The sequence below is a fragment of the Embleya sp. NPDC059213 genome, from assembly GCF_042754445.1.
Classification (GTDB): Bacteria; Actinomycetota; Actinomycetes; order Streptomycetales; family Streptomycetaceae; genus Embleya.
Genome location: NZ_JBHZAV010000046.1, coordinates 37463 through 60680 on the forward strand (window position 1 = coordinate 37463; position 23218 = coordinate 60680).

General features: G+C 71.9%; 21 protein-coding genes. 15 read left to right on the plus strand and 6 right to left on the minus strand.

Translation table 11 applies throughout. The features are described 5' to 3' along the window. Positions 1–61: 61 nt before the first annotated feature. The gene (locus tag ACFXMF_RS19135; protein WP_379991111.1) at positions 62–1441 is read right to left on the minus strand and encodes an MFS transporter; all 1380 of its coding nucleotides are present in this window, start codon (positions 1439–1441) and stop codon (positions 62–64) included. A 293-nt stretch (positions 1442–1734) separates the two neighbouring features. Between ACFXMF_RS19135 and ACFXMF_RS19140 the strand changes: the two genes are divergently transcribed. Next, complete coding sequence (locus ACFXMF_RS19140; RefSeq protein ID WP_360314509.1) at positions 1735–2181, plus strand: MarR family transcriptional regulator; 447 nt, start codon at positions 1735–1737, stop codon at positions 2179–2181. A 41-nt stretch (positions 2182–2222) separates the two neighbouring features. Here the strand turns inward: ACFXMF_RS19140 and ACFXMF_RS19145 are convergent, their stop codons facing one another. Further along, positions 2223–2858, minus strand: a complete 636-nt coding sequence (locus tag ACFXMF_RS19145) for a hypothetical protein (RefSeq protein ID WP_379991109.1) — start codon at positions 2856–2858, stop codon at positions 2223–2225. 152 nt (positions 2859–3010) lie between these two features. On the opposite strand from ACFXMF_RS19145, the gene ACFXMF_RS19150 reads away from it, so the two are divergent. The 5 genes from ACFXMF_RS19150 (at position 3011) to ACFXMF_RS19170 (ending at position 7335) form a co-directional block, all read left to right on the plus strand. Next, entirely contained in the window at positions 3011–4024 is a 1014-nt protein-coding gene (locus ACFXMF_RS19150; RefSeq protein WP_360314434.1) for a hypothetical protein, read from the plus strand. Between the two features lie 130 nt (positions 4025–4154). Beyond that, entirely contained in the window at positions 4155–5015 is an 861-nt protein-coding gene (locus tag ACFXMF_RS19155; protein ID WP_379991110.1) for an ABC transporter ATP-binding protein, read from the plus strand. A gap of 85 nt (positions 5016–5100) precedes the next feature. Further along, entirely contained in the window at positions 5101–5658 is a 558-nt protein-coding gene (locus tag ACFXMF_RS19160) for a DoxX family protein (RefSeq protein ID WP_360314511.1), read from the plus strand. Between the two features lie 134 nt (positions 5659–5792). Continuing rightward, on the plus strand, positions 5793–6470 hold the full coding sequence (locus ACFXMF_RS19165) for a uracil-DNA glycosylase (protein WP_360314438.1): 678 nt from the start codon (positions 5793–5795) through the stop codon (positions 6468–6470). 196 nt (positions 6471–6666) lie between these two features. Next, positions 6667–7335 (plus strand): hemerythrin domain-containing protein, encoded by a 669-nt coding sequence (locus ACFXMF_RS19170; RefSeq protein ID WP_360314440.1) that lies wholly within the window; start codon positions 6667–6669, stop codon positions 7333–7335. A gap of 24 nt (positions 7336–7359) precedes the next feature. On the opposite strand, the gene ACFXMF_RS19175 is transcribed toward ACFXMF_RS19170, so the two are convergent. The 3 genes from ACFXMF_RS19175 to ACFXMF_RS19185 form a co-directional block, all read right to left on the minus strand. Continuing rightward, positions 7360–8256: a TIR domain-containing protein gene (locus ACFXMF_RS19175; RefSeq protein ID WP_360314442.1), complete on the minus strand. Its 897-nt coding sequence runs from the start codon at positions 8254–8256 to the stop codon at positions 7360–7362. 70 nt (positions 8257–8326) lie between these two features. Further along, complete coding sequence (locus ACFXMF_RS19180; RefSeq protein ID WP_360314444.1) at positions 8327–9292, minus strand: hypothetical protein; 966 nt, start codon at positions 9290–9292, stop codon at positions 8327–8329. A gap of 107 nt (positions 9293–9399) precedes the next feature. Next, a complete protein-coding gene (locus ACFXMF_RS19185; protein ID WP_360314446.1) occupies positions 9400–10443 on the minus strand; it encodes a toll/interleukin-1 receptor domain-containing protein in 1044 nt (347 codons plus the stop codon). A gap of 299 nt (positions 10444–10742) precedes the next feature. Between ACFXMF_RS19185 and fxsA the strand changes: the two genes are divergently transcribed. The 5 genes from fxsA (at position 10743) to fxsT (ending at position 18309) form a co-directional block, all read left to right on the plus strand. Further along, the gene (fxsA, locus tag ACFXMF_RS19190) at positions 10743–11006 is read left to right on the plus strand and encodes an FxSxx-COOH cyclophane-containing RiPP peptide (RefSeq protein ID WP_360314448.1); all 264 of its coding nucleotides are present in this window, start codon (positions 10743–10745) and stop codon (positions 11004–11006) included. A gap of 13 nt (positions 11007–11019) precedes the next feature. Beyond that, positions 11020–12183 (plus strand): FxsB family cyclophane-forming radical SAM/SPASM peptide maturase, encoded by a 1164-nt coding sequence (locus ACFXMF_RS19195; protein WP_379991624.1) that lies wholly within the window; start codon positions 11020–11022, stop codon positions 12181–12183. Beyond that, a complete protein-coding gene (locus ACFXMF_RS19200; RefSeq protein ID WP_379991625.1) occupies positions 12180–13553 on the plus strand; it encodes an HEXXH motif domain-containing protein in 1374 nt (457 codons plus the stop codon). The genes ACFXMF_RS19195 and ACFXMF_RS19200 overlap by 4 nt, the downstream gene beginning before the upstream one ends. A 114-nt stretch (positions 13554–13667) precedes the next feature. Continuing rightward, positions 13668–14423: a hypothetical protein gene (locus ACFXMF_RS19205; protein WP_360314454.1), complete on the plus strand. Its 756-nt coding sequence runs from the start codon at positions 13668–13670 to the stop codon at positions 14421–14423. 4 nt (positions 14424–14427) lie between these two features. Next, on the plus strand, positions 14428–18309 hold the full coding sequence (gene fxsT, locus ACFXMF_RS19210; RefSeq protein WP_360314456.1) for an FxSxx-COOH system tetratricopeptide repeat protein: 3882 nt from the start codon (positions 14428–14430) through the stop codon (positions 18307–18309). Between the two features lie 60 nt (positions 18310–18369). On the opposite strand, the gene ACFXMF_RS19215 is transcribed toward fxsT, so the two are convergent. Next, complete coding sequence (locus ACFXMF_RS19215) at positions 18370–19611, minus strand: cytochrome P450 (protein WP_360314458.1); 1242 nt, start codon at positions 19609–19611, stop codon at positions 18370–18372. Positions 19612–19953: 342 nt separating this feature from the next. Here ACFXMF_RS19215 and ACFXMF_RS19220 point away from each other — a divergent pair, with 342 nt between their 5' ends. The 4 genes from ACFXMF_RS19220 to ACFXMF_RS19235 all read left to right on the plus strand — a co-directional run bounded on the left by ACFXMF_RS19220 (position 19954) and on the right by ACFXMF_RS19235 (position 23141). Further along, the gene (locus ACFXMF_RS19220) at positions 19954–20148 is read left to right on the plus strand and encodes a DUF2304 domain-containing protein (protein ID WP_126639508.1); all 195 of its coding nucleotides are present in this window, start codon (positions 19954–19956) and stop codon (positions 20146–20148) included. Between the two features lie 82 nt (positions 20149–20230). Next, positions 20231–21118: a universal stress protein gene (locus ACFXMF_RS19225; RefSeq protein ID WP_380018126.1), complete on the plus strand. Its 888-nt coding sequence runs from the start codon at positions 20231–20233 to the stop codon at positions 21116–21118. A gap of 188 nt (positions 21119–21306) precedes the next feature. Further along, positions 21307–21972 carry a TetR/AcrR family transcriptional regulator gene (locus ACFXMF_RS19230; protein WP_379992786.1) on the plus strand — a complete coding sequence of 222 codons (666 nt, stop codon included), beginning with the start codon at positions 21307–21309 and terminating at the stop codon, positions 21970–21972. Continuing rightward, a complete protein-coding gene (locus tag ACFXMF_RS19235; RefSeq protein WP_379992785.1) occupies positions 21969–23141 on the plus strand; it encodes an NADH:flavin oxidoreductase in 1173 nt (390 codons plus the stop codon). The genes ACFXMF_RS19230 and ACFXMF_RS19235 overlap by 4 nt, the downstream gene beginning before the upstream one ends. Positions 23142–23218: the final 77 nt, after the last annotated feature.

Consider the following 23218-nt stretch of genomic DNA (forward strand, 5'->3'; position numbering starts at 1 on the left):
TTACGAGCATCGGCTACCCGGGTCGGTTTTGGCCATGTGCGACACGGGAATTGATGTGCCGTCAGGTGGCCGTTCGGACCGCTGCGGGGTCCTGCTTTCGGTTCACTGCCGGGATCTGCGCGGCTTCGACCGGTTTGCGCCCGGGGATGAACAGCGCGACCAGCAGGCCCAGGACGGCGGCTCCGCAGCCGAGCCACAGCGCGGTCACGAAGGCGTCGTGCGAGGGAAACTCGCGGCCGCCCGTGCGCATCGTCATGTTCGCGAGCACGACGCCGATCACCGCACTGGAGGTCGACGTGCCGATCGAGCGCATCAGCGTGTTCAGGCCGGTCGCCGATCCGGTCTCGCCGATCGGTACGGCCTGCATGATCAGCGACGGCATCGCCGCGTACGCCAGCGCGACGCCGACCGCCGAGAGCACCGCCATCGCGACGATCTTCCAGATCGCGTCGAGCATGAACACCGAGAGCGCGTAGCCGATCGCGATCACCGCGGTGCCCACGAGCAGCGAGACCTTGGGGCCGCGGGCGGCGGACAGGCGCGCGGACAGCGGCGAGATCAGCATCATCACGATGCCCGACGGCGCCATGCACAGGCCCGCGACGACCATGCTCTTGCCCAGGCCGTAGCCGGTGTTCTCCGGGTTCATCAGCACCTGCGGGAACACCAGCGACTGGGCGAACATCGCGAAACCGACCACGACCGAGGCGAGGTTGGTGAACAACACCTGCGGCTTCGCCGCGATGCGCAGGTCCACGAGCGGCTGTGCGGTGCGCAGTTCGAGCCATCCCCAGCCGAGCAGTACGACGGCCGCGACGGCGAGCAGGACGAGCGTGGTGGTGCTGCCCCAACCCCAGTCCGCGCCCTTGGTGATCACCAGCAGCAGGGCCACCAACCCGACGGACAGCCCGCCCGCGCCGGCGAAGTCGAAGCGTCCCGGCAGCCGGACCGGCGACTCGGGCACCAGGAACAGCACGAGCAGGACGTCGAGCGCGCCGATCGCGCCGGCCGCCCAGAACATCATGTGCCAGTCGGCGTTCTGGGCGATCAGCGCGGCCACCGGCAGCCCGATCGCGCCGCCGATGCCCAGCGTCGCGCTCATCAGCGCGATCGAGGAACCCAGCTTCGCGGGCGGGAGTTCGTCGCGCATGATGCTGATGCCCAGCGGGATCACGCCGAACGACGCGCCCTGGAGGAAGCGGCCGATCACCATCGGGAGCAGCGTGTCGGACAGTGCGCACAACACCGAGCCCGCGACCATCAGACCGAGGCTGACGATCAGGATCCGGCGTTTGCCGAACATGTCGCCGAGTCGCCCCATCACGGGAGTGCAGACCGCGCCGGAGAGCAGCGTGGCGGTGACCACCCAGGACGCGTTGGCGGGCGAGGTGTCGAGCAGGTTGGGCAGGTTGGGCAGCAGCGGTACGACCAGGGTCTGCATGAGCGCCACGACCACGCCGCAGAACGCCAGTACGGCCACCACCGGCCCGGCCCGGTCCACCGATCCGGGCGGATGGGCCCCGGCATCCGCCGGGCTCGGCTCGGGTATGCCGCTCGGAGCGGTCACGGACTGCCTCCACAGAATCGCCGGATGATTGCCAGGGTCAACAAATGTGCACGATACACATGATGTGTATCGTGCACATTGCCCGGGTGCGGCGCTAGGGTTCCCGGCAGGCGCATTGGTGTGAAGGCGGGAGTGGGCACGTGTTGGAAGGGATCGAGCGAGAGCTGATGCTGATCGCTCGCCACCACGTCATGGGCAAGCGGAACGGCGACGGTCTGGAGCGGTCGGCCTACCTGCTGTTGACCCGACTGGAGGTCGAGGGGCCGATGTCGATCGGGCAACTCGCAGAAGCGTTTCGGCTCGATACCTCGACGGTGAACCGCCAGGTGGCCGCGCTGTTGCGGGCCGGCGACGCGGAACGCATCGCGGACCCGGACGGCGGTCTCGCCCGCAAGCTGCGGATCACCGCGGTCGGTGCGGAACGGCTCGCGCACGAGCTGGCGATCCACTGCCGGGGCCTGGAACGAGTGCTGGAGTCCTGGGACGAGGGCGAACGACGCGAACTCTTCGAGGTGTTGACCCGGTTCAACCGCTCGGTCGAGGCCGTCGAGGGTCGCGAATGGCCCAGGAACGAACTTGCGGCCGAACCCACGGGGCGTGGCGCGCACGGGTGATGCGGCGGGCCGGGGGCGCGGTCCGGCGGGGTGACGGGGCGTCAGGCGCCTTTGGGCGGGCGGGAGTCGGCGTCGGGCTCGGGCTCGGGTTCGGAGTCGGGCCTGGGCCCGGACTCGGGCTTGGCCTCGGACTCGACTGCCGCAGCCGGCTCGGTCGTCGACTCGGCGTCGGAGGGTGACGCGGGGGCGGAGGGGGCTTCGGCGGGTTCGGGCTCGGAGCCGGCCTCGGTCGTGGGGGTCTCCTCGGGTGCCGATTCGGCCTCGGCCTCGGGCTTCGCAGCCCGGGCGGGCTCGCGCGCCGAGTCGGGCGTGGAATCGGCGTCCGACACGTCGGCGGGAGCCGAATCCGCACTCGCCGACGCCCCGGCCGGGGCCGTCGGTCGGATCGCCGATTGCGGCTTCGCCGCGGGCTGTTCGTCCGCCGGCCGACTCGGCGCGGGCGTCGGCACGGCTGCGGCGGCCGGCCGCGCGGTCGACACCTCGGCGACCTCGGCCGGGGCCTCGTCGTACCCGTCGTCCGCGTCGTCCGCGTCGTCCGCGAACCGCCGCCGGCCCGCGAGCGCGAGCAGGGCGCCGGCGGCGAGCAGGATCAGGCCCGCGACGAAGATCGTGGGCTCGTTCCCGCTGGCGCCCGCGATGTCCGCCATGATCGGCGCCGTACCTTCGAGCGTGCTCAACGGTGTGATCCGATCGATCGGCGAACAGGTCCGGTCGTCTTATTAGCAGACTCCTCGAACCCAGGGAAACCGGCCTCGACCTGAGAGTTTTCCTGGTCGAAACACGAAGGCGCAAGGATCGCCCCGCGAACAAGGGGGCCGCGATGACTGTCATGGCGACACGTACGGGGCTGGGCTGGGAGCACGGGATCGACGATGTGCCGTCCGCCGTCGCGTTGTCGGGCGGATTGTGCGTGGTCGCGGGAGCCGCCGGCGGGGTTCGGCTGCTGGACGCGGCGACCGGGCAACTGCAGGCCCGGATCGTGTTGCCGGGCGGGGTGCGCCGCGCCGGCTTCTCGCCCGACGGCACCGTGGTGGCGCTCGCGGGCCCCACGGGGTACGCGCTGTGGCGGGTCACCGACGGCGCGCTGTTGATGCGTACGCCGGGCCTGCCCGCCCGGTTCGCGTGGTCCGCGGGCAGCCGGTGCGCGGTGTCCTTCGGCGGCGCCGTGCGGGTCTACGCGGGCGACAGCGGTACCGAGTCGTGGCGGGCCGTGGACGGACCGGTCCGGGTGGACGACGTGGTGTGGGTCGATTCGGTCGGCGGGCTCGCGGTCGCGCTCGGCGGCGAGGTGCACGTGTACGGGTCGCGCGGGCGGACGAACGTGTGGACCTACCCGTTCCCGGTGCGGGTGCTCGCGGGCACCCCGGACGGCGCGTGGTTGTGCGCGGCGGGCGACGTGCCGGGCGTGCACGTGCGCGGCGCCGGCGGTACGCACGAGGACCTCGGCGCGGCCGGCAACGAGCCGGTCGCCGGGCTCGCGCTGGACTCGGGCGGACGTTGGCTGGCCGCGGAGGACCGGACCGGGGTGACCGTGTGGGATCTCGCCGCGCGCGGCGGCCGGGTCCGCCCCCGGCCACGCCGGCTGCCCGCGCAACCACAGGCGTGCACGCCGAGTTGGCGACCGGGCGGCGGCGCCCTGATGGCCACGGCCGGCGGCGACGGCATGCTCGTGGTGTGGGACGTGCGCGCCGGGTCGGCCCGTCGGGCGCCGACCCCGCTGGCCCGCCGCCACGTCTCCGCGCCGGTGACCACGCTCGCCTGGCACGGCCGGGACGCGTTGTTGTACGCCGACCGCGCCGGCCGGGTCGGCGCCCGGTGGTTCCCCGAGGTCGGCACACGCTGACCGGCGGGCCGCATCCGACCCCGCGGCCGGTCCGGCCCCGCCGAGCCGACCGAGGTGCCGGCGATCGGGTCGATTAGGTTAGCCTCGCCTTACATACGCTGTCGCTGTGTACGGCCGGGAGGGTCCGCCCATGGAACTGCTCGTGGAAGATCTGCACGCCGGATATCCGGGGCATCGTGCCGTCTCCGGCGTGGACCTGTCCGTGGCCGCCGGCAGCGTGGTCGCGATCGTCGGGCCCAACGGGTGCGGCAAGTCCACCTTGTTGCGCTCGATCGCGCGCCTGCACAAGCCGGACTCGGGTCGGGTCCGCGTCGGCGGCGACGACATCTGGCGACTGAAGCCGCGTCAGGCCGCGCACCGGGTAGGGCTGTTGCCGCAGAATCCGACCGCGCCGGAGGCGGTCACCGCGGCCGGGCTGGTCCGCTACGGCCGGCATCCGCACCAGGGGTTGTTCCGCCAGTGGTCGCGCGCGGACGAGCGGGTCTGCCGGGACGCGTTGACCGCGACCGGTGTGCTGGACCTGGCCGATCGGCGTCTGGATCGACTCTCCGGCGGGCAACGGCAGCGCTGCTGGGTCGCGATGGTGATCGCCCAGGAGGCGCCGGTGCTGCTGCTCGACGAGCCGACCTCGGCGCTGGACCTCGGGCACGCGGTCGAGGTGCTGGGCCTGGTCCGGCGGGTTGCCGCCGGTGGGCGCACGGTGGTGATGGTGCTGCACGACCTGGCGTCGGCGGCTCGCTACGCGGATGTCCTGGTCGCGATGCGGGCGGGCGAGGTGATCGCGTCCGGGCCGCCGAAGGAGGTCGTGGACGCGGAGCTGGTGCGGGCGCTGTACGACGTGGACGCGGACATCCTCCGGGCGCCGGGGGACGACACCCCGGTGGTGGTGCCCAGGATGCTCGGAGCCGGTGCGCGGGCGGGGGTCGACGGTGCCTCGCTCGTGGGCGCCGATCGTGCCGACCGGGCCGGGATCGGCTCGTCGGGGTCCTGAAAGCGCCGGTCGCGGGCCGCCCGGTCCTTGCCCGAGCCGGGTGTTCGGGTAGGTTGCCCACAGAAATGTGACGATGCGTCAGTTGATGAGGTGGGCAATGTTCGGCAAGAAGAAGGCCGCGGCGGCGGCCGAAGGCCGCGATGTGGCGGCGCTCGTACTGCGCGCGACGCTCGGTCCGATGCTCTTCGCGCACGGTTACAACAAGGTCGCCGGCCCCGGCGGCCTCGCGGGCACCACCGGCTGGTTCGAGTCGCTCGGCCTCAAGCCCGCCGACGTGCACGCGCGCCTGGCGGCCGGCACCGAGATGGCGGCCGGCGTCGGCATCGCGCTCGGCGTGGCCAACCCGCTGCCCGCGGCGGCGACGGTGGGCCTGATGAGCGTCGCGGCGGCGACCGACCACAAGGGCAAGGGCTTCTTCGTCTTCAAGGGCGGCTGGGAGTACACCGCCGTGGTCGGCGGCGCCGCCGTCGCGCTCGCCGCGCTCGGCAACGGCAAGTATTCGGTGGACGCGCTGATCGGTCGCCGCAAGTCGGGCCTGCGCCCGGCGCTGTTCGCGGCCGGCGTCGGCGTCGCGAACGCCGCGCTGCTGATGAAGCTCTGCTACAAGCCGGACCCGAAGCCGGACGAGAAGCCGGACGCGTAGGCTCGGCGTACCGCTTCGGCCCCACCTCGGTCCGCACCGATCCGCTCGGTGCGGACCGAGGTGTCCGGGCGAGCGACTACGTTGGATCCCACGTTGATCCATGGGCGTTGCGCCCTCGTGTGGAGGTTCTTGCTGTGCAGACGTTGCCCGAGTCCTGGCAGCCCGTGCTCGCGGAGGAGTTGGCGAAGCCCTACTACGCCGAGCTGACCGCGTACGTGGACGCGGAACGCAAGGAACACCAGATCTTCCCGCCGGACGACGAGGTGTTCGCGGCCCTGGAGGCGACGCCGTACGACGACGTCCGGGTGTTCATCGTCGGGCAGGACCCGTACCACGACGACAACCAGGCGCACGGCATGTGCTTCTCGGTGCGGCCCGAGGTCAGGATCCCGCCGTCGCTGCGCAACATCTACAAGGAGATGAACGCGGACATCGGTCTGCCCATCCCCGACAACGGCTATCTGATGCCGTGGGCGCAGCAGGGTGTGCTGCTGATGAACACCGTGCTCACCGTGCGTGCGCACGAGGCCGCGTCGCACAAGGGCCGGGGCTGGGAGAAGTTCACCGACGCGGTGATCAAGGCGGTGAGCGACCGGGACGAGCCGGTGGTCTTCGTGTTGTGGGGCGGCCACGCGAAGAAGAAGGCGGCGCTGATCGACACCGCCAAGCACACCATCGTGCAGGGCGCGCACCCCTCGCCGCTGTCCGCGAAGCTCTTCCACGGCAGCAAGCCGTTCTCGCAGATAGACGCCGCGCTGGCGGCCATGGGGCACAAGGCGATCGACTGGACGATCCCCAACCTCAAGAAGTAACGGAGCCGCGACGCTCGGCGCGCACGCAAGAAAAACGACAACCGGCGTTCCGGTTCGGTATCGGCTCGGCCGGTATCGGACCGGAAACCGGCGTCGATCGGGAATGGCCGGAAATCTCCTTGCATCGATGCGGAATCAAGGACGCCTGCCCTTACGGTATGAGGCTCCCTCTTTCCATGCCCCCGAGGCGGCCCCCGTGTCGACGACCACCGTTCCACCCGTAAGTCCCACCCCCGCGCCCACCGCACCCACCCGCACGCTCGACCTCACTCCCGGCTATGTCGCGCATCGAGGTCTGCGCGAGGAACTGGCCCGACTGACCGAGGTGACCCGACACCTCGACCCGGTCGACATCCTGCGCGTGCGCGCGGTCGAGGAGCATCTCGCGCTGGTGCTGCGCTTTTTGCGCGCGCATCATCGCGAGGAACACACCGTCCTGTATCCGTGGGTGCGCGCCGGTTCGCCGCGTGCCGCCCGCACCGTGACCGCGTTCCAGGTGGAGCACTCGGCCCTGGAGGACGCGATGCTTCGCGCGGCCGACCGGAATGTGCCGCTGCGCGATCGTTCGCCCGCGATCGGGCGGTTGTACGACCTGGTGGCCCGGCACAGTCTGGCCGAGGAGCACCAGCTGTTCCCGCTGATGCGCCGGCACGTGCGCGGCACGTCGGACGGGCGCATGCCAAGTCGCACCGTGCGGGTGTGGGGCCGCGACCTGCCCGCGTTGGTCGCCTTCCACCTGCACCATGCCACCGAGGCCGAACGACGGCGGGTGTTGCGCTGGATTCCGCCCGGCACCGCGTTGTTGTGGCGGGCCGGGTGGCGGCGCGCCTACGAGCGGCGTCGGCGGGCCGCGTACGGGAGTTGACGCCGGCTCGGCGCGCGGCCCGGCTCAGGACATCCGGTCGGCCGCGTCGGTCGGGGTGGTCAACTCGGCCAGCAGCGCCCGCACCCGATCGATCTCCGCCCCGGTCGGCTGCACGTCGCCCAGCGCGCGCACCAGTGCGTCCAGGGCGCGGGCCGGCTCCGGCTCGGTGAGCGTGGACAGGTCGTGGATCAGCCGCAGCAGCATGATCCGCGGCGCGGCGATCTGCTCGCGCGGCAGGGGCCGTTCGAAATAGCCCTCGGCCAGATCCAGCCACAGGTTCCACAGGTCGGTCCGGGCGATCCGGGGCACCGCCAGGATCGCGTCGGTCAACTCCCGGGTGCGCCCGGGCGTGATGGTGCGGCGCAGTACGGGCGGGACCGGCAGCGCGGTCGGCGGCTCGGCCTCGGGTGCGGGCTCGGGTGCGGGCGCGGCCGGGTCGGTCCCGCCCGCGCGCGGACCCGGGAACGCCGGCGGATCGGTGGGCCGGGACGGTCCGCGGACGGCCGCCATCAGCTCGGCGTGCGCGTCCTCCTCGGACTTGCCGTAGAGCGTCTTGCGCAGCAACGGCCTTAGCACGGATGGGATTTCGTCGCGGTTCAACTCGTGCACCACGAGCGGGATCAGTCGCCGGTCGCCGCCGCGCAGGGCGTCCGACATCGCGGTCCACTCGACCGTTGTCCAGCGTTCCGGTACGAAGTAGGCGGGCGAGAACAGCGCGATCATGTGCCCCGCGCCGTCCAGCGCACGGCTGACCTTGGTGGTCAGGTTCTCGCCCGTCGCCCAGTCCCACGCGTCGAGTTCGACCTCCAGGCCGGCCTGGAGGAGTCGGTCGGCGACCCACTCCGCCCAGGCGGTGTCCGAACCGGCGTGGCTGATGAAATAGCGCACCGTGTCGCCCCCGTGCTCCCCGTCGTTCGCCATGCGTACCAGCATCGCGCACCGGCCGGCCGGAATCGGCCCCTTCATCCGATACCGAAGCGGAACCACCCGTTCAGCCGGGCAGGTTGTCGATCGCCCGGCACACCTCCTCGACGCCCTGGGCGGTGGGCAGCACGTCGTGCAGCGCGCGGCACAGACACTGCAACGAGTGGATCGGGTCGGGGCCGTTGACCAGGGTCCGGATCATGTGCAGCAACATCGATCGAGCGTCGGTCATGTGCCGGTGCAACAACTGGTGTTCGAGGTAGTCCTCGGACAGGTCCAGCCAGATCGACCAGGTGTCCGGCGCCCGCAATCCGCGTACGGCCAGGAACAGGTCGGCGAGGTAGACGACCTGGTTCTGCGGGATGGCCCGGGACAGCTTGGCCATGTTCCCGAAGCGCAGCAGTTCGAGCGTGACGTCGGGGGTCACCAGACCGGACGCGAAGAGGTCGGCGATTCGGGCGATCGCCGAGGGCCGGTCGCCCACGAACGCGGCGATCGCCTCGGCCGTGACCATCTCCAGTTCGAATTCGCGGTGCGCGTCGAGGAGCATCAGCACCGACGAAACCCGGTCCAGCGGCGGCAGGGCGACCGTGCTGCCCAGGTGACGGGCGAGCGGATCGGTGCTGGTGATCAGCACATGGCCGGGGCCGGTCGGAATCATCTCGCCGACCAGGCCCGGTCGATCGACCTCGTCGAAGATCAGCAACCAGCCCTCGCGGGACCGTAGTTCGTGCTGCGGGCCGACCTCCTGGTCGACCCGCCGGCCGAGTTCGGCCAGTTGTTCGAGCATGCGATGCAGGAAGGCGACGCCCCGCTCGGTGGGCCGGGCCGCGCAGTCGAACCACCACACCGTGTCGTACAGATGCCGGTGCCGGTAGGCGTATTCGCGGGCCAGGTGGGTGGTGCCCAGGCCGGGCAGGTCGTCCTGCGGGCGCAGCACGACCCGGTGCTCGACCTGAACCAGCGCGCGCACATCGGCAAGCGTGCCGTCCCGCCCGTAGAAGCGCCCCCTGGCGCCCGGCACGTGCCACACCGGCGGATCCTCCGCGGGCGAGCGCGCCGAGAGCGGAGGCGGCATCCTGGGCGGTCCGGGCGGCCTGCGTGGGCGCGGCGGCGGTGGTGGTATCGGATCCGACACGGTCAGGCGAACCCCGGATTCCGCGCGGGCAACGGCGCGAACCGGTGCACCGCGTCGACGAGCAGGTCGCGCTGGTCGGCCGCGTCCGCCTCGGTCAGGTCGACCGGCCGGACGCCGCGGAACATCGACGGCACCTGGGTGTGGCCGACCACGATCGGCAACAACCGGCCCCCGGAGTCCCCGTCGCCCAGGGCCTCCTCCCATTCGTCCATGGCCAGTCGCCTGGCCTCGAAGTAGTGCTCGGAGAACAGCGCGAGCACGTGTTCGCCCAACCCGCGAGCCTGGGCCATCGCCTTGCCGAAGCTCACCCCCGCGCTCCAGTCCCAGCGGCTCAGCGAGACCCGGTAGTCCTCGAAGGTGAGCACCTCGCTGACCCAGTCCGCCCAGGCGAGGTCGTTGCCCACGTAGCTGATCACCAGGTCGGTGCGGGCCGGTGGGACCGGTTCCAGGATGGGCAGCCGGCGCGGCGCCTCGGGCAGCGTGCGGGGGCCGCCCTCGTTGCTGCCGAACAACGGCTCGACCTCGGCCGCCTCGCCCGCGCTCAGCGGCGCGAGCCGATGGTGCAGCGCCGCGGCCACCCGATCGGCGACCGTGCGCACCGCGCGTACGTAGCCCAGATCGCGGATGCCGCCCAGCCGCAGCATGTCGAACACGCTCGGCCCGGCGATCCCGGCGGCCCACTCGATCGCGCCCAGGGCGGCCGGGATCGGTTGTTCCATCGTGGTCCAGGGCACCGCGATCAGATTCGGCGGCGACACGCCCACGATCGACTCGTGTCGACGCAACCGGTCGGTGAACACCGCCCAATCGCGCCCGCAGTCCAGATCCTCGAAGTAGTCGTCCGAGCACAGCGCGACCATCGCGCGGGCCCGCGCGGGCGGATCGCCGTCCGGGATCTGGATCGGCCCGAAGGTGGGTTGCAGCCGGATCGCCGCCCGCACCGGATCGCCCCCGCGCCGCAGTTCCGCCTCGATGTCGTCGTGGAAGCGGGCCGCCCACTTGGGATCGCGGTCGGCGACGTGACTCGTGAAGAAGTCGTAGTCCACCAAGCGACCCCCGGATCGAGCACCGTACAAGGACGGCGGAGCGACACCCACACGCCGAAACGGCGGGTCTGGCAACTGCCGCCCCCGTGCCGGCCGTTCGTGTGTACGACTCTGCCCACACAGAGCATCGCGCAGGCCGACCCGGCCCGGCTAGTATAGGAAGGCTTGTGTAATCGTGGCGATACGTTCCGCACTCGAATGTACGGGTTTCACTCGGACGGCACGCGCGAGCGGCACACGCCGGTCGTCCGACGCGGACCCGAACGTCCGGGCGACGCGGGAGAACGGGGGACCTGCGGATGCAAGGGGAGCGCGGTGACGTGGAGTCGGCCCTGCCGGACCTCGACGGGCTCTGTCTCGACGATCTGGACGACCTGCCGGACTCCGTGCTCGGCTCCGCGCTGCGCCGGTTGATCCGCGAGTCCGAAGAGCCCTCGGAGGCGGTGGTCGCCGCCTTCGACAGCGCGGTCGAACCCGCCTTCGCCCGGATCTGGGTGCCGGCCGAGGCCGACGACGGTGTCGAGGAATCCCGGTCCGATGGGAGTCCCGGCACACGGAACTGACGTGGGAGGGCCGATGAACGAGGCGCTACCGTTTCGGCAATTCGTCGTCAAGACAGCGGCACGCTGCAACCTGGCGTGCGATTACTGCTATGTGTACGAACTCCGGGACCAGGGCTGGCGGAACCGCCCGCGGCTGATCGCCGACGAGACGGTGACCGCGCTGGGGCGATGGCTGCGCGCGCACGCCGAACAGGCCGGCCTGCGGACCCTGGACATCGTGCTGCACGGCGGCGAGCCGCTGCTCGTGGGCCCCGCCCGCCTCGACGCCATCGCCACCGACCTGCGGGCCGCGCTGGCGGGTGTGGCCGAGCCGCGCTTCACGCTGCAGACCAACGGGGTGCTCCTGGACGAGCGTTGCGCGGAGGTGTTGCTCGCGCACCGGATCCGGGTCGGCGTCTCGCTCGACGGCGACGAGGTCGCCCACGACCGGCACCGGCGCGGGCCGGACGGAGGCGGCAGTCACGCGGCGACGGTGCGCGGCATCGAACTGTTGCGCCGGCCCCGCTATCGGCCCCTGTACGGCGGGCTGCTCGCCACGATCGACCTGGCGAACGATCCCGTCGCCACCTACGAGGAACTGCTCGCGCACGCACCGCCGATGATCGACCTGCTGTTGCCGCACGCCACGTGGGAGTATCCGCCGCCGGGCGCGAGGACCGGCGAAACCGCGCACGCGGACTGGCTGATCGCCGTCTTCGACCGCTGGTACGGCGCACCCGTGCGGGAGACCCGGGTACGCCTCCTGGAGGACCTGGTCGATCTGACCCTGGGTCGGGCCGTGCGCAGCGAGACGCTCGGGCTGAGCCCGGTCGGCTCGGTGGTGATCGAGACGGACGGCACCTTCGAGCGGCAGGACGCGCTCAAGGCGGCCTACGACGGGGCGGCGGCCACCGGGTTCGACGTCTTCCGGCACGACCCGGCGACCGTGCTCGCCGCGAGCGGGTTCGGCGGCCTCGGCGCCGATGCCGGCGAACCCGCCGAGCCGAGCCCGACCTGCCGGCGCTGCCCCGTGCTGCGCACCTGCGGCGGCGGCCTGCGGGCGCATCGCTACCACCCGGCGAACGGATTCGACAATCCCTCGGTGTACTGCGCCGACCTGCGGGCACTGATCGACCACGTGAGGACCCGGGTGCACGCCGATCTGCGGGCACTGGTCGGCCCGGAGCGTCGGCGATGATCCGCACCCATCGCCTCGACGCCGCCGTCTTCGCCGAACTCGCCGCGGGCTACGGCGGATCCGAGGCCGTGGCCGCACTGGTCCGGGCCCAGGAGAGCCGCCGGCTGCTCCAGGTCTACGCGGTGGTCGCCACCGCCCGCGAGCGCCTGCCGAGCACCCGTACCGCGCACCTGGTCGACGCGCTGGACCTGCTCGCCCAGATCCAGCGCACCGACCCGCGGGCGGCCCGGACGGTGCTGATGCATCCGTACACCGGCGCGTGGGCGATGCGTTGCCTGTGGTGGCTGCGTCGACCCGAGACCGGCCCGGCGGCACCCGACGCGGATCGACTGCTCGACCACCTCGGCTCGATCGCCACCGCCGCCGCGCTGCGCGCCGACCCCGAGCACGAGGCGGGGGAGCGGATCCGGCTTCGCGCGGTCGACGGCTGGGTCTACCTGCCCACCCTGGGCCGGGTGCGGCCGGCCGAGGAGTCGGGTCGGACCGCGCCGATCGGGCGGCACTGGCGCGGCGCCGGTCCGCTCGCGCGACGCGAGGCGAATCGGGTATGTTCCGCGACGGCCGCCGGCCTGTCCGCCACCGTGGCGATAGAGGACGTGGACCCCTATCGCGACGTGCACGGCTGGGAGCCGACGGCCCGCTTGACCGAGCACCAAGTATCGTTGCTGCAAAGGAATTTCGGGAAGGCGTGGAGCCGACTGGCGGTCGCCCACCGGGCCCACGCGGCCGGCCTGGGCCAGGCGCTGTCCACGCTGGTCCCGGTGCTCGCGGAACCGGGGGCCAGCCTCAGCTCGTCGTCTCGATACGCGTTCGGAAGCATCGCGTTGACGCCGGCGATGGGACCGATCACGCTGGCCGTGACGCTGATCCACGAGTTCCAGCACAACAAGCTCGGCGCGGTACAGGACATCACGAATCTCTCGGAACGCTCGATGCTTCGGTATCGGGCGCCCTGGCGGTTGGACCCCCGACCGGTGGGCGCACTCCTCCAGGGTGCCTACGCGCACCTGGGGATCGCGGACTTCTGGCGGATCCGACGGCAGACGACCGACGGGGAGGAGCAGGATCGGGCGCAGGCCGAGTTCGCCGTGCATCGGGCGCACGTCGCGGAGGCGATCGCGACACTGCGCGCGTGCGGCGAACTGACGCCGGACGGCGAGCGGGTCGTGGCCGGCATGGCGGACACCGTCGAGCCCTGGTGGGGCGAGGAGGTGCCCGTCCGGGCGGCGCGCCGCGCCGCCGAACGGGTGCGATCGGGCCGGCGCACCTGGGCGGAGCGAAACGCTGCCCGGGCCGGGGCGGACCCGGGAGGGCGGGTGGTGGGGATGGGCAAAACGCTACGAAACGAGAGAGAACATGAGATTACCTGATGTCACGAGGAGTAACTTCGAGTGATGGACTCGGGTAGCCTGGGAACAACGAGTGACGGACGGGGAGGGCAATCCCGCGCGCGTCGAAACGAAGCACCGACAGCAGGGGTCGAGATGACACCAGTCTTCTTCACGAGTCGGTCGTGCGGCGATGAGCGTGTCTACGTCGAACGCTTCCACGCCGATCTCGAACAAGCCGTATCCGCCCGAGTGCCGGGCCGGGACGGCGCACGGGGCCTGCTGTCGCCGTGCGCGGATCACGACGCGGGCGATCCGCCCGAAACGTACGCCGCCTGCTCGGTCCCCGCCGCGGTGGTGCTGGCCTCGCCCGACTACCTCGCCGATCCGGACGCCATGCGCGAATGGGCGGTGATGGCCGAACGCGTACGCGGCCACCGCGTGCGTACCGGCGAACAACTCGACGCGATGGTCACCGTGCGCTGGCGCGCCACCGACGCCCGCCCCGGCGAGCAGCCCACCCCGGATGTGGGCGCCGACGGCGACTTCGGCCCGATCTACGCCCGCCAGGGCCTGTTCGACCTGATGCGCCTGGAGGGCCACTCCGCCGACTACCGACGGCTGATCGCCGAACTGGCCCGCGTGGTGGTCGAGGTCAACCGCGTCCCGCTGCGCCCGCTGCCGCCGGCCGAGGCGCGCGAACTCCTTGGTGCCCGCACCGCGCCGAGCCTCCCCACCCCCGCCCGCATGCCGTACGCGGGCTCCGCGCCGGTCGTCACCGCTGCCCGGGTCCTGCCCATGCACGCGCGCACCGGCCCGGACCTGCCCACCCGACCCCGCTGGATCACGGCCCGACACAATCCCCGCCGCCCGTTGCTGTGGGGACCCGGTGGCGATGTTGAGGAGCACTGAAACGATGAGCGACAACCCACCGGGCACCGTCGTCACGTTCTACTCGTACAAGGGCGGCACCGGACGCACGATGGCCCTGGCCAACGTCGCCTGGATCCTGGCCTCCCGGGGCAAGCGCGTGCTCGTCGTGGACTGGGACCTCGAATCGCCGGGCCTGCACCGCTACTTCCACCCGTACCTGATCGACAAGCGGCTGGAGGACACGCGCGGCGTGCTCGACATGATCCGCGCGTTCGCCAAGGTGGTCGGCTCCCCGGCCAGCACGGACGCGATGATCGAGGCGAGCCGGGACGCGGAGAGCCGGGTGGACGGCTGCGCGGTCAAGGTCGACCGGGACTTCGCCGACGGCGGCCTGATCCGCTTCCTCGGCCCGGGCCGACAGAACCACGAGTACGCGGCCACGCTGGCCGGCTTCAACTGGGCCGACTTCTGCGAGAGCCCGCACGGCATCGGCTTCCTGGACGCGCTGCGCGAGGACATGCGCGCCTCCTACGACTACGCGCTGATCGACAGCCGCACCGGCCTCAACGACATCGCCGGCATCTGCACCACACTGCTGCCGGACATCGTGGTGGACGGCTTCACGCTCAACGAACAGGCCATCGACGGCGGCGTCAACGTGGCCCGTTCGATCGCCCGCCAGGCCGACCGTCCGCTGCGCATCCTGCCCGTGCCGATGCGCGTGGAGGACGACGAGAAGGACAAGCTCGAAGCCGGCCGCGATCACGCCCGCGAGCGCTTCGCCGAGTTCCTCGCGGACCGCACCGAGGCCGAGCGCACCAAGTACTGGGGCGAAGTCGAGGTCCCGTACAAGGCGTTCTACGCCTACGAGGAGACGCTCGCCACGCTCGGCGACCGCCCGCTCCAGGAGGGCAGCCTGCTCAGCGCGTACGAGCGGCTGACCGGCGTGCTCACCGACGGCGCGATCTCCCGGCTGGACCCGATCGACGAGGTGGACCGTCGACGCGAGCTGCGCCGCTTCGAGCGCATCCGCTACACCGCCCCGGTCACGATGCGCATCCTCTACAGCGCCCGCGACCGCATGTGGGTGGACTGGGTGCGGGCCCAACTGACCGCCTCGGGCGCCCAGGTGGTCGGCACCGGTGGTTGCGACACCTCGCTGGAGGACCTGCAGAACGTCGACAGCGTCGTGGTCGTCTCCTCCTCCCACTCGCTGCCCAGCCGATCCTGGACCGCGATGCGCACCACGCTGCGCCGACTCGCCGCGGTCGACCAGGCGAGCGTGGTGACCCTGCGGGTGGACGACCTGATCGACAGCGACCCGGGGGTGGGCGAAACGGTCACCTTGACCGCGCTGTCCGAGGAGCAGTGCCGCACGGTGCTCCTGACCGCGTTCGGCCGCACGCCCACCACGACCCCGCCCGCGGACGGTCCCAGGTTCCCCGGGACCAAGCCCAGGGTCTCCCAACTGCTGCCGCGCCACCCGGCGTTCACCGGACGCGACGACATCCTGGAGCGGCTGCGCGACCAACTCGCCAAGGGCGCCACCGCCGTGCTGCCCCAGGCCCTGCACGGCCTCGGCGGCGTCGGCAAGACCCAGGTCGCGCTCGAATACGCGCACCGCTTCGCCGCCGACTACGACGTCATCTGGTGGGTGTCGGCGGAGCAGGCGCAGGGTGTCGCCGCCCAACTCGCCCGGCTCGGCGACCGGCTCGACCTGCCGACGGGCGAGAACGTCTCGGACGCGGCGGCCTCGGTGTTGCAGACCCTGCAGCAGGGCGAGCCCTACGACCGCTGGCTGGTGATCTACGACAACGCGGACGAACCCGCGTCGGTGGCCCACCTGATGCCCCAGGGCAGCGTCAACGGCCACGTGCTGGTCACCTCGCGCAACGACCTGTGGGCGCGCAGCGCGCGTCCGCTGGAGGTTCCGGTGTTCCGCCGCGACGAGAGCGTCGCGCTGCTCCAGCGCCGGGTGCCCTCGCTGACCGAGGCGGACGCGCAGAAGGTGGCCACCGCGCTGGGTGATCTGCCGCTGGCGGTCGAGCAGGCCGGTGCCTGGCTCGCCGAGTCGGCGATGCAGGTCGAGGAATACCTGGAGCGGGTCAACACGCGCGTCAGCGCGATCCTGGACGAGGGCCAGCCGCCGGACTACCCGACCACCGCAGCCGCGACCTGGACCGTCTCGCTCGACGAGCTCAAGGAGCGGCAGCCGGCCGCGGTGCGACTGCTGGAACTGTGCGCGTATCTGTCGCCCGACTCGATCTCGATGCGGCTGCTGCGCTCGCGCGAGGTGCTCCAGGAACTGGTGCGGGTGGACAGCTCCCTGGGCGACACGCTCCTGTTGTCCCGGATCTTCCAGCAGCTCGGCCGGTACGCGCTGGCCCGGGTGGATCGCGGCGAGGACACCATCCAGGTGCACCGGCTGGTCCAGGCCGTGCTGCGCGACCAGATGCCGCCCGAGGAGAACGCCGCCCGGCGTGCCCGGGTGCTGGAGATCCTGGCCTCCAACGCCCCCGGCGACGTGGACGACCCGGCCAACCAGGAGACGTACGAAGAGCTCTACAAGCACCTGGTGCCCTCCCGTGCGCTGGAGAGCGACTCGGAGTCGGTGCGCCGCTGGATCGTCGAACAGGTGCGTTTCGCCTGGCGCTTCAACGACTGGGAGTTCGGCCAGTACATCGCCGAGATCGCGCTGGAGCGCTGGCGGGCCCGGTTCCACCGGCACGACGCGCTGACCCTGCGGATGTGCACCCAACTGGCGAACGTCTACCGCTCCCAGGGCAGGTACCGCAAGGCCTACGACCTGGACCGGGCGACGTTGGAGGCACAGCGCGAATCGCTGGGCCCGGACCACCCGCACACCCTGATCACCGGGCGCGGCTACGGCGGCGACCTGCGCTCGCTCGGCCGCTTCCACACCGCGCTCGAATCCGACCGGGACAACTACACGCGCTTCAGCGAGGTCTTCGGCGAGGACGCCAACGACACCCTGCTCGCGGCCAACAACCTCGGTGTCTCGCTGCGCCTGATGGGCCGGCTGGAGGAGGCGCGCGAGGTGCACCAGGAGGCGTTCGACCGACGCCGGCGGATGCAGGGCGAAGACCACCCCAGGACCTGCTTCCTGGCCAACGAGGTCGGCCACGACCTGCGCGAGCTGGGTGACTACGCGGGCTCGCGGGCGGTGCTCCAGCAGACGTTGGCGCGCGAGGAGGCGCTGGGCCGCACCCGGGACGCGCTGCGTACCGCCAAGAGCCTGGCGGTGACGATCCGGCAGACGGGGGACGCCCGTTACGCCCGTTCGCTGGACAGCGACACCCTGGACAAGTACCGGGCCTACCTCGGTCCCACCCATCCCGTGCTGCTGGCCTGCACGGTCAACCTCGCCGCCGACAACCACGCGATGGGCAACGACGAGGCGGCGCTCGACCTCGCCCAGGAGGCATATCAGGGATACCGCGAGCAGTTCGGCGCCCAGCACCCGTTCACCTACGGATGTGCGAGCAACCTGTCGATCTACCTGCGGGCGGCCGGTCGGGACGAGGAGGCGATGGCGCTGGGGCTGCGCGGCCTGGAGGGTCTGCGCGAGCTGCTGGGCGAGGATCACCCGTACACCCTGGCGGCCGCGCTCAACCACGCGAACAACCTGTACAAGGCGGGCCAGGCCAACGAGTGTGCCGACCTGGACCGGGTGACCTACGACCGGTACGAGGCGCTGCTCGGCGCGGACCACCCGCACACCCTGGTCGCGGCCTGCAACCGGGTGCAGAGCCTGGGCGACATCGGTCGCCGGGACGAGTCCCGCGAATGGTTCACCCGCACCGAGCGGGCGTGTCGGCGCAAGCTGGGCGACGAGCATCCGATCACCCAGGGACTGCGGGCGCGCCGCCGCCTGGAGACCGACATCGAGGTGCCGGCCACCTGACGGCGGGCACCCGAGTGTGCCGCGGCCGGCCCGAGCGTCCTCGGGCCGGCCGCGGTCGGTTCAGGCCCGGTGCATCCGGACCGGCATGTCCTTGATGCCGTTCAGGAAGTTGGACCGCATTCGCCGGGCCGGGCCCAGCGGTTCGACCCGCGCCACCTGTTCGGCCAGGGTGCGGAAGATGATCTCCAGTTCGAGCTTGGCCAGGTGCCGGCCGAGGCAGAAGTGCGGGCCACCGCCGCCGAAGCCGAGCATCGGGTTGGGGTCGCGCCCGATGTCGAGCCGATAGGGGTCCACGAACACCTCCTCGTCGTGGTTGGCGGAGGCGTAGTAGACGACCACCTTGTCGCCGGCGGCGATCGGCCGGCCGCTCAGCTCGGTGTCCCGGACCGCGGTGCGCTTGAAGGCGTTGACCGGGCTGACCCAGCGCACGATCTCGTCGGCCGCGGTGCCGGCCAGCCCGGCCGGGTCGGCGCGCAGTCGCTCCCACTGTTCGGGGTGTTCGATCAGCGCGAGCATGCCGCCGGAGATCGCGTTGCGGGTGGTCTCGTTGCCGGCCACCGCCAACAGCATGAAGAACAGGTCGAACTCGAGCGCGGTCAACTCCTGCCCGTCGCGGTCGGGGCAGACCAGCTTGGACACGATGTCGTCCACGGGACACTCGCGCCGGGCCGCGCCGAGCGCGTCCGCGTAGCCGAACATCTCCATCTGCACCTGCTCCGCCTCGCCCTCCTCCGGGCGCAGGTCCGGGTCCGCGTCGCCGACCAGCTTGTTCGACCACTCGAACAGCCGGTGTCGGTCGACCTGCGGCACGCCCATCAGGTCGGCGATGACCACCAGTGGCAACTCGGCCGCGCACATCGCCACGAAGTCGCCCTCGCCCTGGTCGACCGCCTTCGCCACGATCCGTTCGCACGCCTCGCGGACCTTGTCCTCCAGGGTCAGCGTGGTGCGCGGGGTGAAGCCCTTGTTGACGATGTTGCGCAGCCGCGAATGCTCCGGCGGGTCCATGTTGAGCATCATCAGCCGCTGGGTGGCGAGCACGTCCTCCTCGGGTTCGACGAGCAGCGACAGCCGCTCGCGTGAGGAGAAGATCTCCGGGTTGCGGGACACCCGGATCACGTCGGCATGGCGGGTGACGGCCCAGAAGCCGTCCGGCCGTTCCGGGTCGGCGTGGCGGTAGACGGGAGCGGTGCGGCGCATGCGGGCGAACGTCGCGTGCGGGATGCCCGCCGCGTAGCTGTCGGGACTGTAGACGTCGAAGGTGGTGGCGTCCGGGGCGGCACTGTCGATCGTTTCGGGCACGGCGGACCTTCCGGCAGGGTGCTGGCGGGGCGCGGGCGCGGCCAGAATTCCACGGCTCGGGTGGGTCGGGAAGGGCGATCGACGGCCGGCTGCGGGCGAATTCGGGCCGGTGGCGCGCCGACACGCCGAGACACGCCGTGACGGTGTGCGACTCGATGAGCGGAATCATGACATTTTGCTACTTTATAGATACTTTCTGTTAGTTTTTGTGCCGGTGACACAGGTACAAACACCCACGCTCCGCCGTCCCACCGGCATCAGGCTCTCTTCGCGCTGTCCCGAAATCGGCGCGGTCGTTCCGTCCCCTGCGCTCCCCAGCGCGCCTCCCGAGGAGTCACCCCCATGGCCTTGTCCATTTCCACCGTCGTTCTGCTGGGCGTCATCGTGTTCATCTTCATCCGCAAGGGCGGCATGCGAATCCCGCACGCGATCGTGTGCGCGCTGCTCGGGTTCTACCTCGCCAGTACCTCGATCGCGCCGAGCATCCACAGCAGCGGGAAGAGCGTCGCGAACCTGCTGAGCAATCTGAACTTCTGAGCGCGGCGGTCACCCGAACCGGCCCGGCGGCAGGTCCGCCGGGCCGGTCTTCGCCGTTGGGACACCGGTAGGGGAGAGCAGCATGGCGAACACGGGCGAGCCGGACACACCGCCGGTGGTGGTGGGCACGGACGGCTCGGAACACGGCGATCGGGCGGTGGCCCACGCCGCCGAGGCGGCGGCGCGGCGCGGCGCACCGCTGCGCATCCTGCACGCGATCCGGATGCCGATGGCCACGCCCGGCTTCGAGACGGTGGAACCCGACGAGGACACCCGCCGGGCGGCCGAGGCGCTGGTCCGCGACGCCGGTGCGGCGGCGCTGCGGCGCCATCCGGACCTGGTCGTGCAGGCCCGGGTCGGCTACGGCCTGCCCGGGGACGCGCTGCTCGCGGCGGCCGAGGGCGCGCTGTTGCTGGTCGCCGGGTCGCGCGGGCGCGGCGGGTTCGTCGGCCTGCTCCTGGGCTCGGTCTCGCGGTTCCTGGCCGCGCGCACGACGTGCCCGCTGCTGATCGTGCGCGGCGAGCACGGGACGCCGGCGCTCGGGCCGGCCGGGGCGGACGTGCTGCTCGGGGTGCAGGGCGACGGCGACGACCGGGCGGTGCGGGCCGCGTTCGAGGCGGCCCGCGAGCGGGGTCTGCCGGTGCGGGCGGTGCACGCGTGGAGTTGGCCCGGCTACGCGGGACTGGCCGGGCCCGGCGAGGCGGACATGCGCGCGGTCGCGCAGGTGCACGCGACCGCGCTGGAGGGTGCGCTGGCTCCGGCGCGGGCGCGGTTTCCCGACGTCGAGGTGCGCACGGACTCGGTGATGGCGGACGCGGCCGGCGCGCTCGTGGAGGCGTCGGCGGGCAGCGCGCTGGCGGTGGTCGGCGTGCGACACCGCCGCGGCCCGCTGCGGCACTGGGTCGGCCACGTCGCGACCGCCGCGATCGAGCACGCGCACTGCCCGGTCCTGGTGGTCCCGCTGGACTGAGGTGCCCGGCGCCGTGCGCGTCGGGAGACGTTCGGCGCGGCGGGCCGTGCGCCCCCGTTCGAACGGCGCTGCGCTCGGCGCCGTGAACGGCACGGTGATCGGCGCCGCACGCGGCGCTTCGATCCCGTTTCGATCAGTGCTTCAATCAGTGATTGAAAATGCCGGCGCTTCGTGGTTTGGTGCCTGCCGTGACAGCACAATCGCGGGCTCGACTGCTCGACGAGGCCGAACGGCTCTTCCTCGCCCAGGGTTACGACCGGGTCTCCGTCCGGGCGGTGAACGCCGCCGCCGGGATGAATCCGGCCGCCGTGCACTACCACTTCGGCTCCAAACGGGACCTGGTCGTGGCGCTGCTGCAACAGCGCCTGGGGCCGCTGTGGGCCGGGCCGCTGGCCGACCTGGAGCGGGCCCGGGCGGCGGGGTGGACGCCCACGGTCGGCGAGGTGGTCACGATCATCGTCGAGCCGTTCGACCGGCTGGCCCGCGAACCCAACGGGCCGATGTTGCTGCAACTGCTCGCCCGTACCGTGCTCTCCGGGCACGAACTGCCGTGGGACGACCCGTGGTTTCGGCACGGACCGTGGCGCGCGCTGTTGGCCTCGGCGCGCCCGGACCTGAGCGCCCGGGAAATCGCCGACCGTTGGCGGCTCGCCTTCGACCTGTTGCTCCAGCTCTACGGCCAACCCGTGGCGGACGCGTTCGTACCGCCCCCCGCCGCCGCGGCCGTCGTCGGGTTCGTCACCGCCGGCCTCGACGCCCCCCGGCCGGCCGACCCGCCGGCCGACGCGTCCGCACCCGGCCCGTCCCTGCCCGGCCCGTCCCCGACCGCCCGCACAGAACGAGGTGCCTCGTGATACCCGACGTCTTCGCCCCCGCCACGCTCGGCCCGCTGACGCTGCGCAACCGGATCATCAAGGCCGCGACGTTCGAGGGGGCCACCCCGGACGCGCTGGTCACCGACGACCTGATCGAATACCACCGGCGTCCGGCCGCGGGCGGCATCGGGATGACCACCGTGGCGTACTGCGCGGTCGCCCCCGAGGGCCGCACCGACCGGCACCAGATCTGGATGCGCCCCGAGGCGGTACCCGGACTTCGCCGGCTCACCGACGCGGTGCACGCGGAGGGCGCGGCGGTCTCGGCGCAGCTCGGCCACGCCGGTCCGGTGGCCAACGCCAAGTCCAATCGCCGGCCCGCGCTGTCCGCCGGACGCATGTTCAATCCGCTCTCCATGCGCGTCACGCAGGCCGCGACCGAGGCGGACATCGACCGGATCACCCGCGCGCACGCCGACGCCGCGCTGCTCGCGATCGAGTCCGGCTTCGACGCGGTGGAGATCCACCTCGGCCACAACTACTTCGCCAGCGCCTTCCTCAGCCCCAAGCTCAACCACCGCAAGGACGCCTACGGCGGCTCGCTCGCCAACCGGGCCAAGGTCGCCCGCGGTGTGTGTCGGGCGGTGCGGGACGCGGTGGGCGACCGGATCGCGGTGACCGCCAAGCTCAACATGGAGGACGGCGTCCCGGGCGGCATCCAGCTCGACGAGAGCATCCGGACCGCTCGATGGCTGGAGGAGGACGGCTCGCTGGACGCGCTGGAGCTGACCGCGGGCAGCTCGCTGCTCAACCCGATGTATCTCTTCCGCGGCGATGCCCCGGTGCCGGAGTTCGCCGCGACCTTCCCGCAGCCGCAGCGGCTGGGCGTCAAGCTGATCGGCAAGCAGATCCTGCGCTCGTACCCGTACGAGGAGGCCTACCTGCTCGCCTCCGCCCGGCGGTTCCGGGCCGAACTCAAGCTCCCGCTGATCCTGCTGGGCGGCATCACCAACCGGAGCACGATGGACCTCGCGATGACCGAGGGCTTCGAATTCGTCGCGATGGGCCGCGCGGTGCTGCGCGAGCCCGACCTGATCAACCGGATCGCGGCCGAAGCCGAGACCGAGTCGTTGTGCATCCACTGCAACAAGTGCATGCCGACCATCTACAGCCGCACCCGCTGCGTCGTGATCGAGCCGGACGCGTAGACCCGGTCGCCCGCCCGGGCCCGGGAGCCGGATGTTCGGAACAGGCGCCCACGACGCCGGGCGGGCCGAGTACGGCC

Bases quoted from the DNA above. Each gene is read 5' to 3' on its own strand.
- ACFXMF_RS19135 (WP_379991111.1), bottom strand. From the start codon at position 1,441: ATGCAGACCCTGGTCGTACCGCTGCTGCCCAACCTGCCCAACCTGCTC.
- ACFXMF_RS19140 (WP_360314509.1), top strand. From the start codon at position 1,735: ATGCTGATCGCTCGCCACCACGTCATGGGCAAGCGGAACGGCGACGGT.
- ACFXMF_RS19150 (WP_360314434.1), top strand. From the start codon at position 3,011: ATGGCGACACGTACGGGGCTGGGCTGGGAGCACGGGATCGACGATGTG.
- ACFXMF_RS19155 (WP_379991110.1), top strand. From the start codon at position 4,155: ATGGAACTGCTCGTGGAAGATCTGCACGCCGGATATCCGGGGCATCGT.
- ACFXMF_RS19160 (WP_360314511.1), top strand. From the start codon at position 5,101: ATGAGGTGGGCAATGTTCGGCAAGAAGAAGGCCGCGGCGGCGGCCGAA.
- ACFXMF_RS19175 (WP_360314442.1), bottom strand. From the start codon at position 8,256: ATGGCGAACGACGGGGAGCACGGGGGCGACACGGTGCGCTATTTCATC.
- fxsA (WP_360314448.1), top strand. From the start codon at position 10,743: ATGCAAGGGGAGCGCGGTGACGTGGAGTCGGCCCTGCCGGACCTCGAC.
- ACFXMF_RS19195 (WP_379991624.1), top strand. From the start codon at position 11,020: ATGAACGAGGCGCTACCGTTTCGGCAATTCGTCGTCAAGACAGCGGCA.
- ACFXMF_RS19200 (WP_379991625.1), top strand. From the start codon at position 12,180: ATGATCCGCACCCATCGCCTCGACGCCGCCGTCTTCGCCGAACTCGCC.
- ACFXMF_RS19205 (WP_360314454.1), top strand. From the start codon at position 13,668: ATGACACCAGTCTTCTTCACGAGTCGGTCGTGCGGCGATGAGCGTGTC.
- fxsT (WP_360314456.1), top strand. From the start codon at position 14,428: ATGAGCGACAACCCACCGGGCACCGTCGTCACGTTCTACTCGTACAAG.
- ACFXMF_RS19220 (WP_126639508.1), top strand. From the start codon at position 19,954: ATGGCCTTGTCCATTTCCACCGTCGTTCTGCTGGGCGTCATCGTGTTC.
- ACFXMF_RS19225 (WP_380018126.1), top strand. From the start codon at position 20,231: ATGGCGAACACGGGCGAGCCGGACACACCGCCGGTGGTGGTGGGCACG.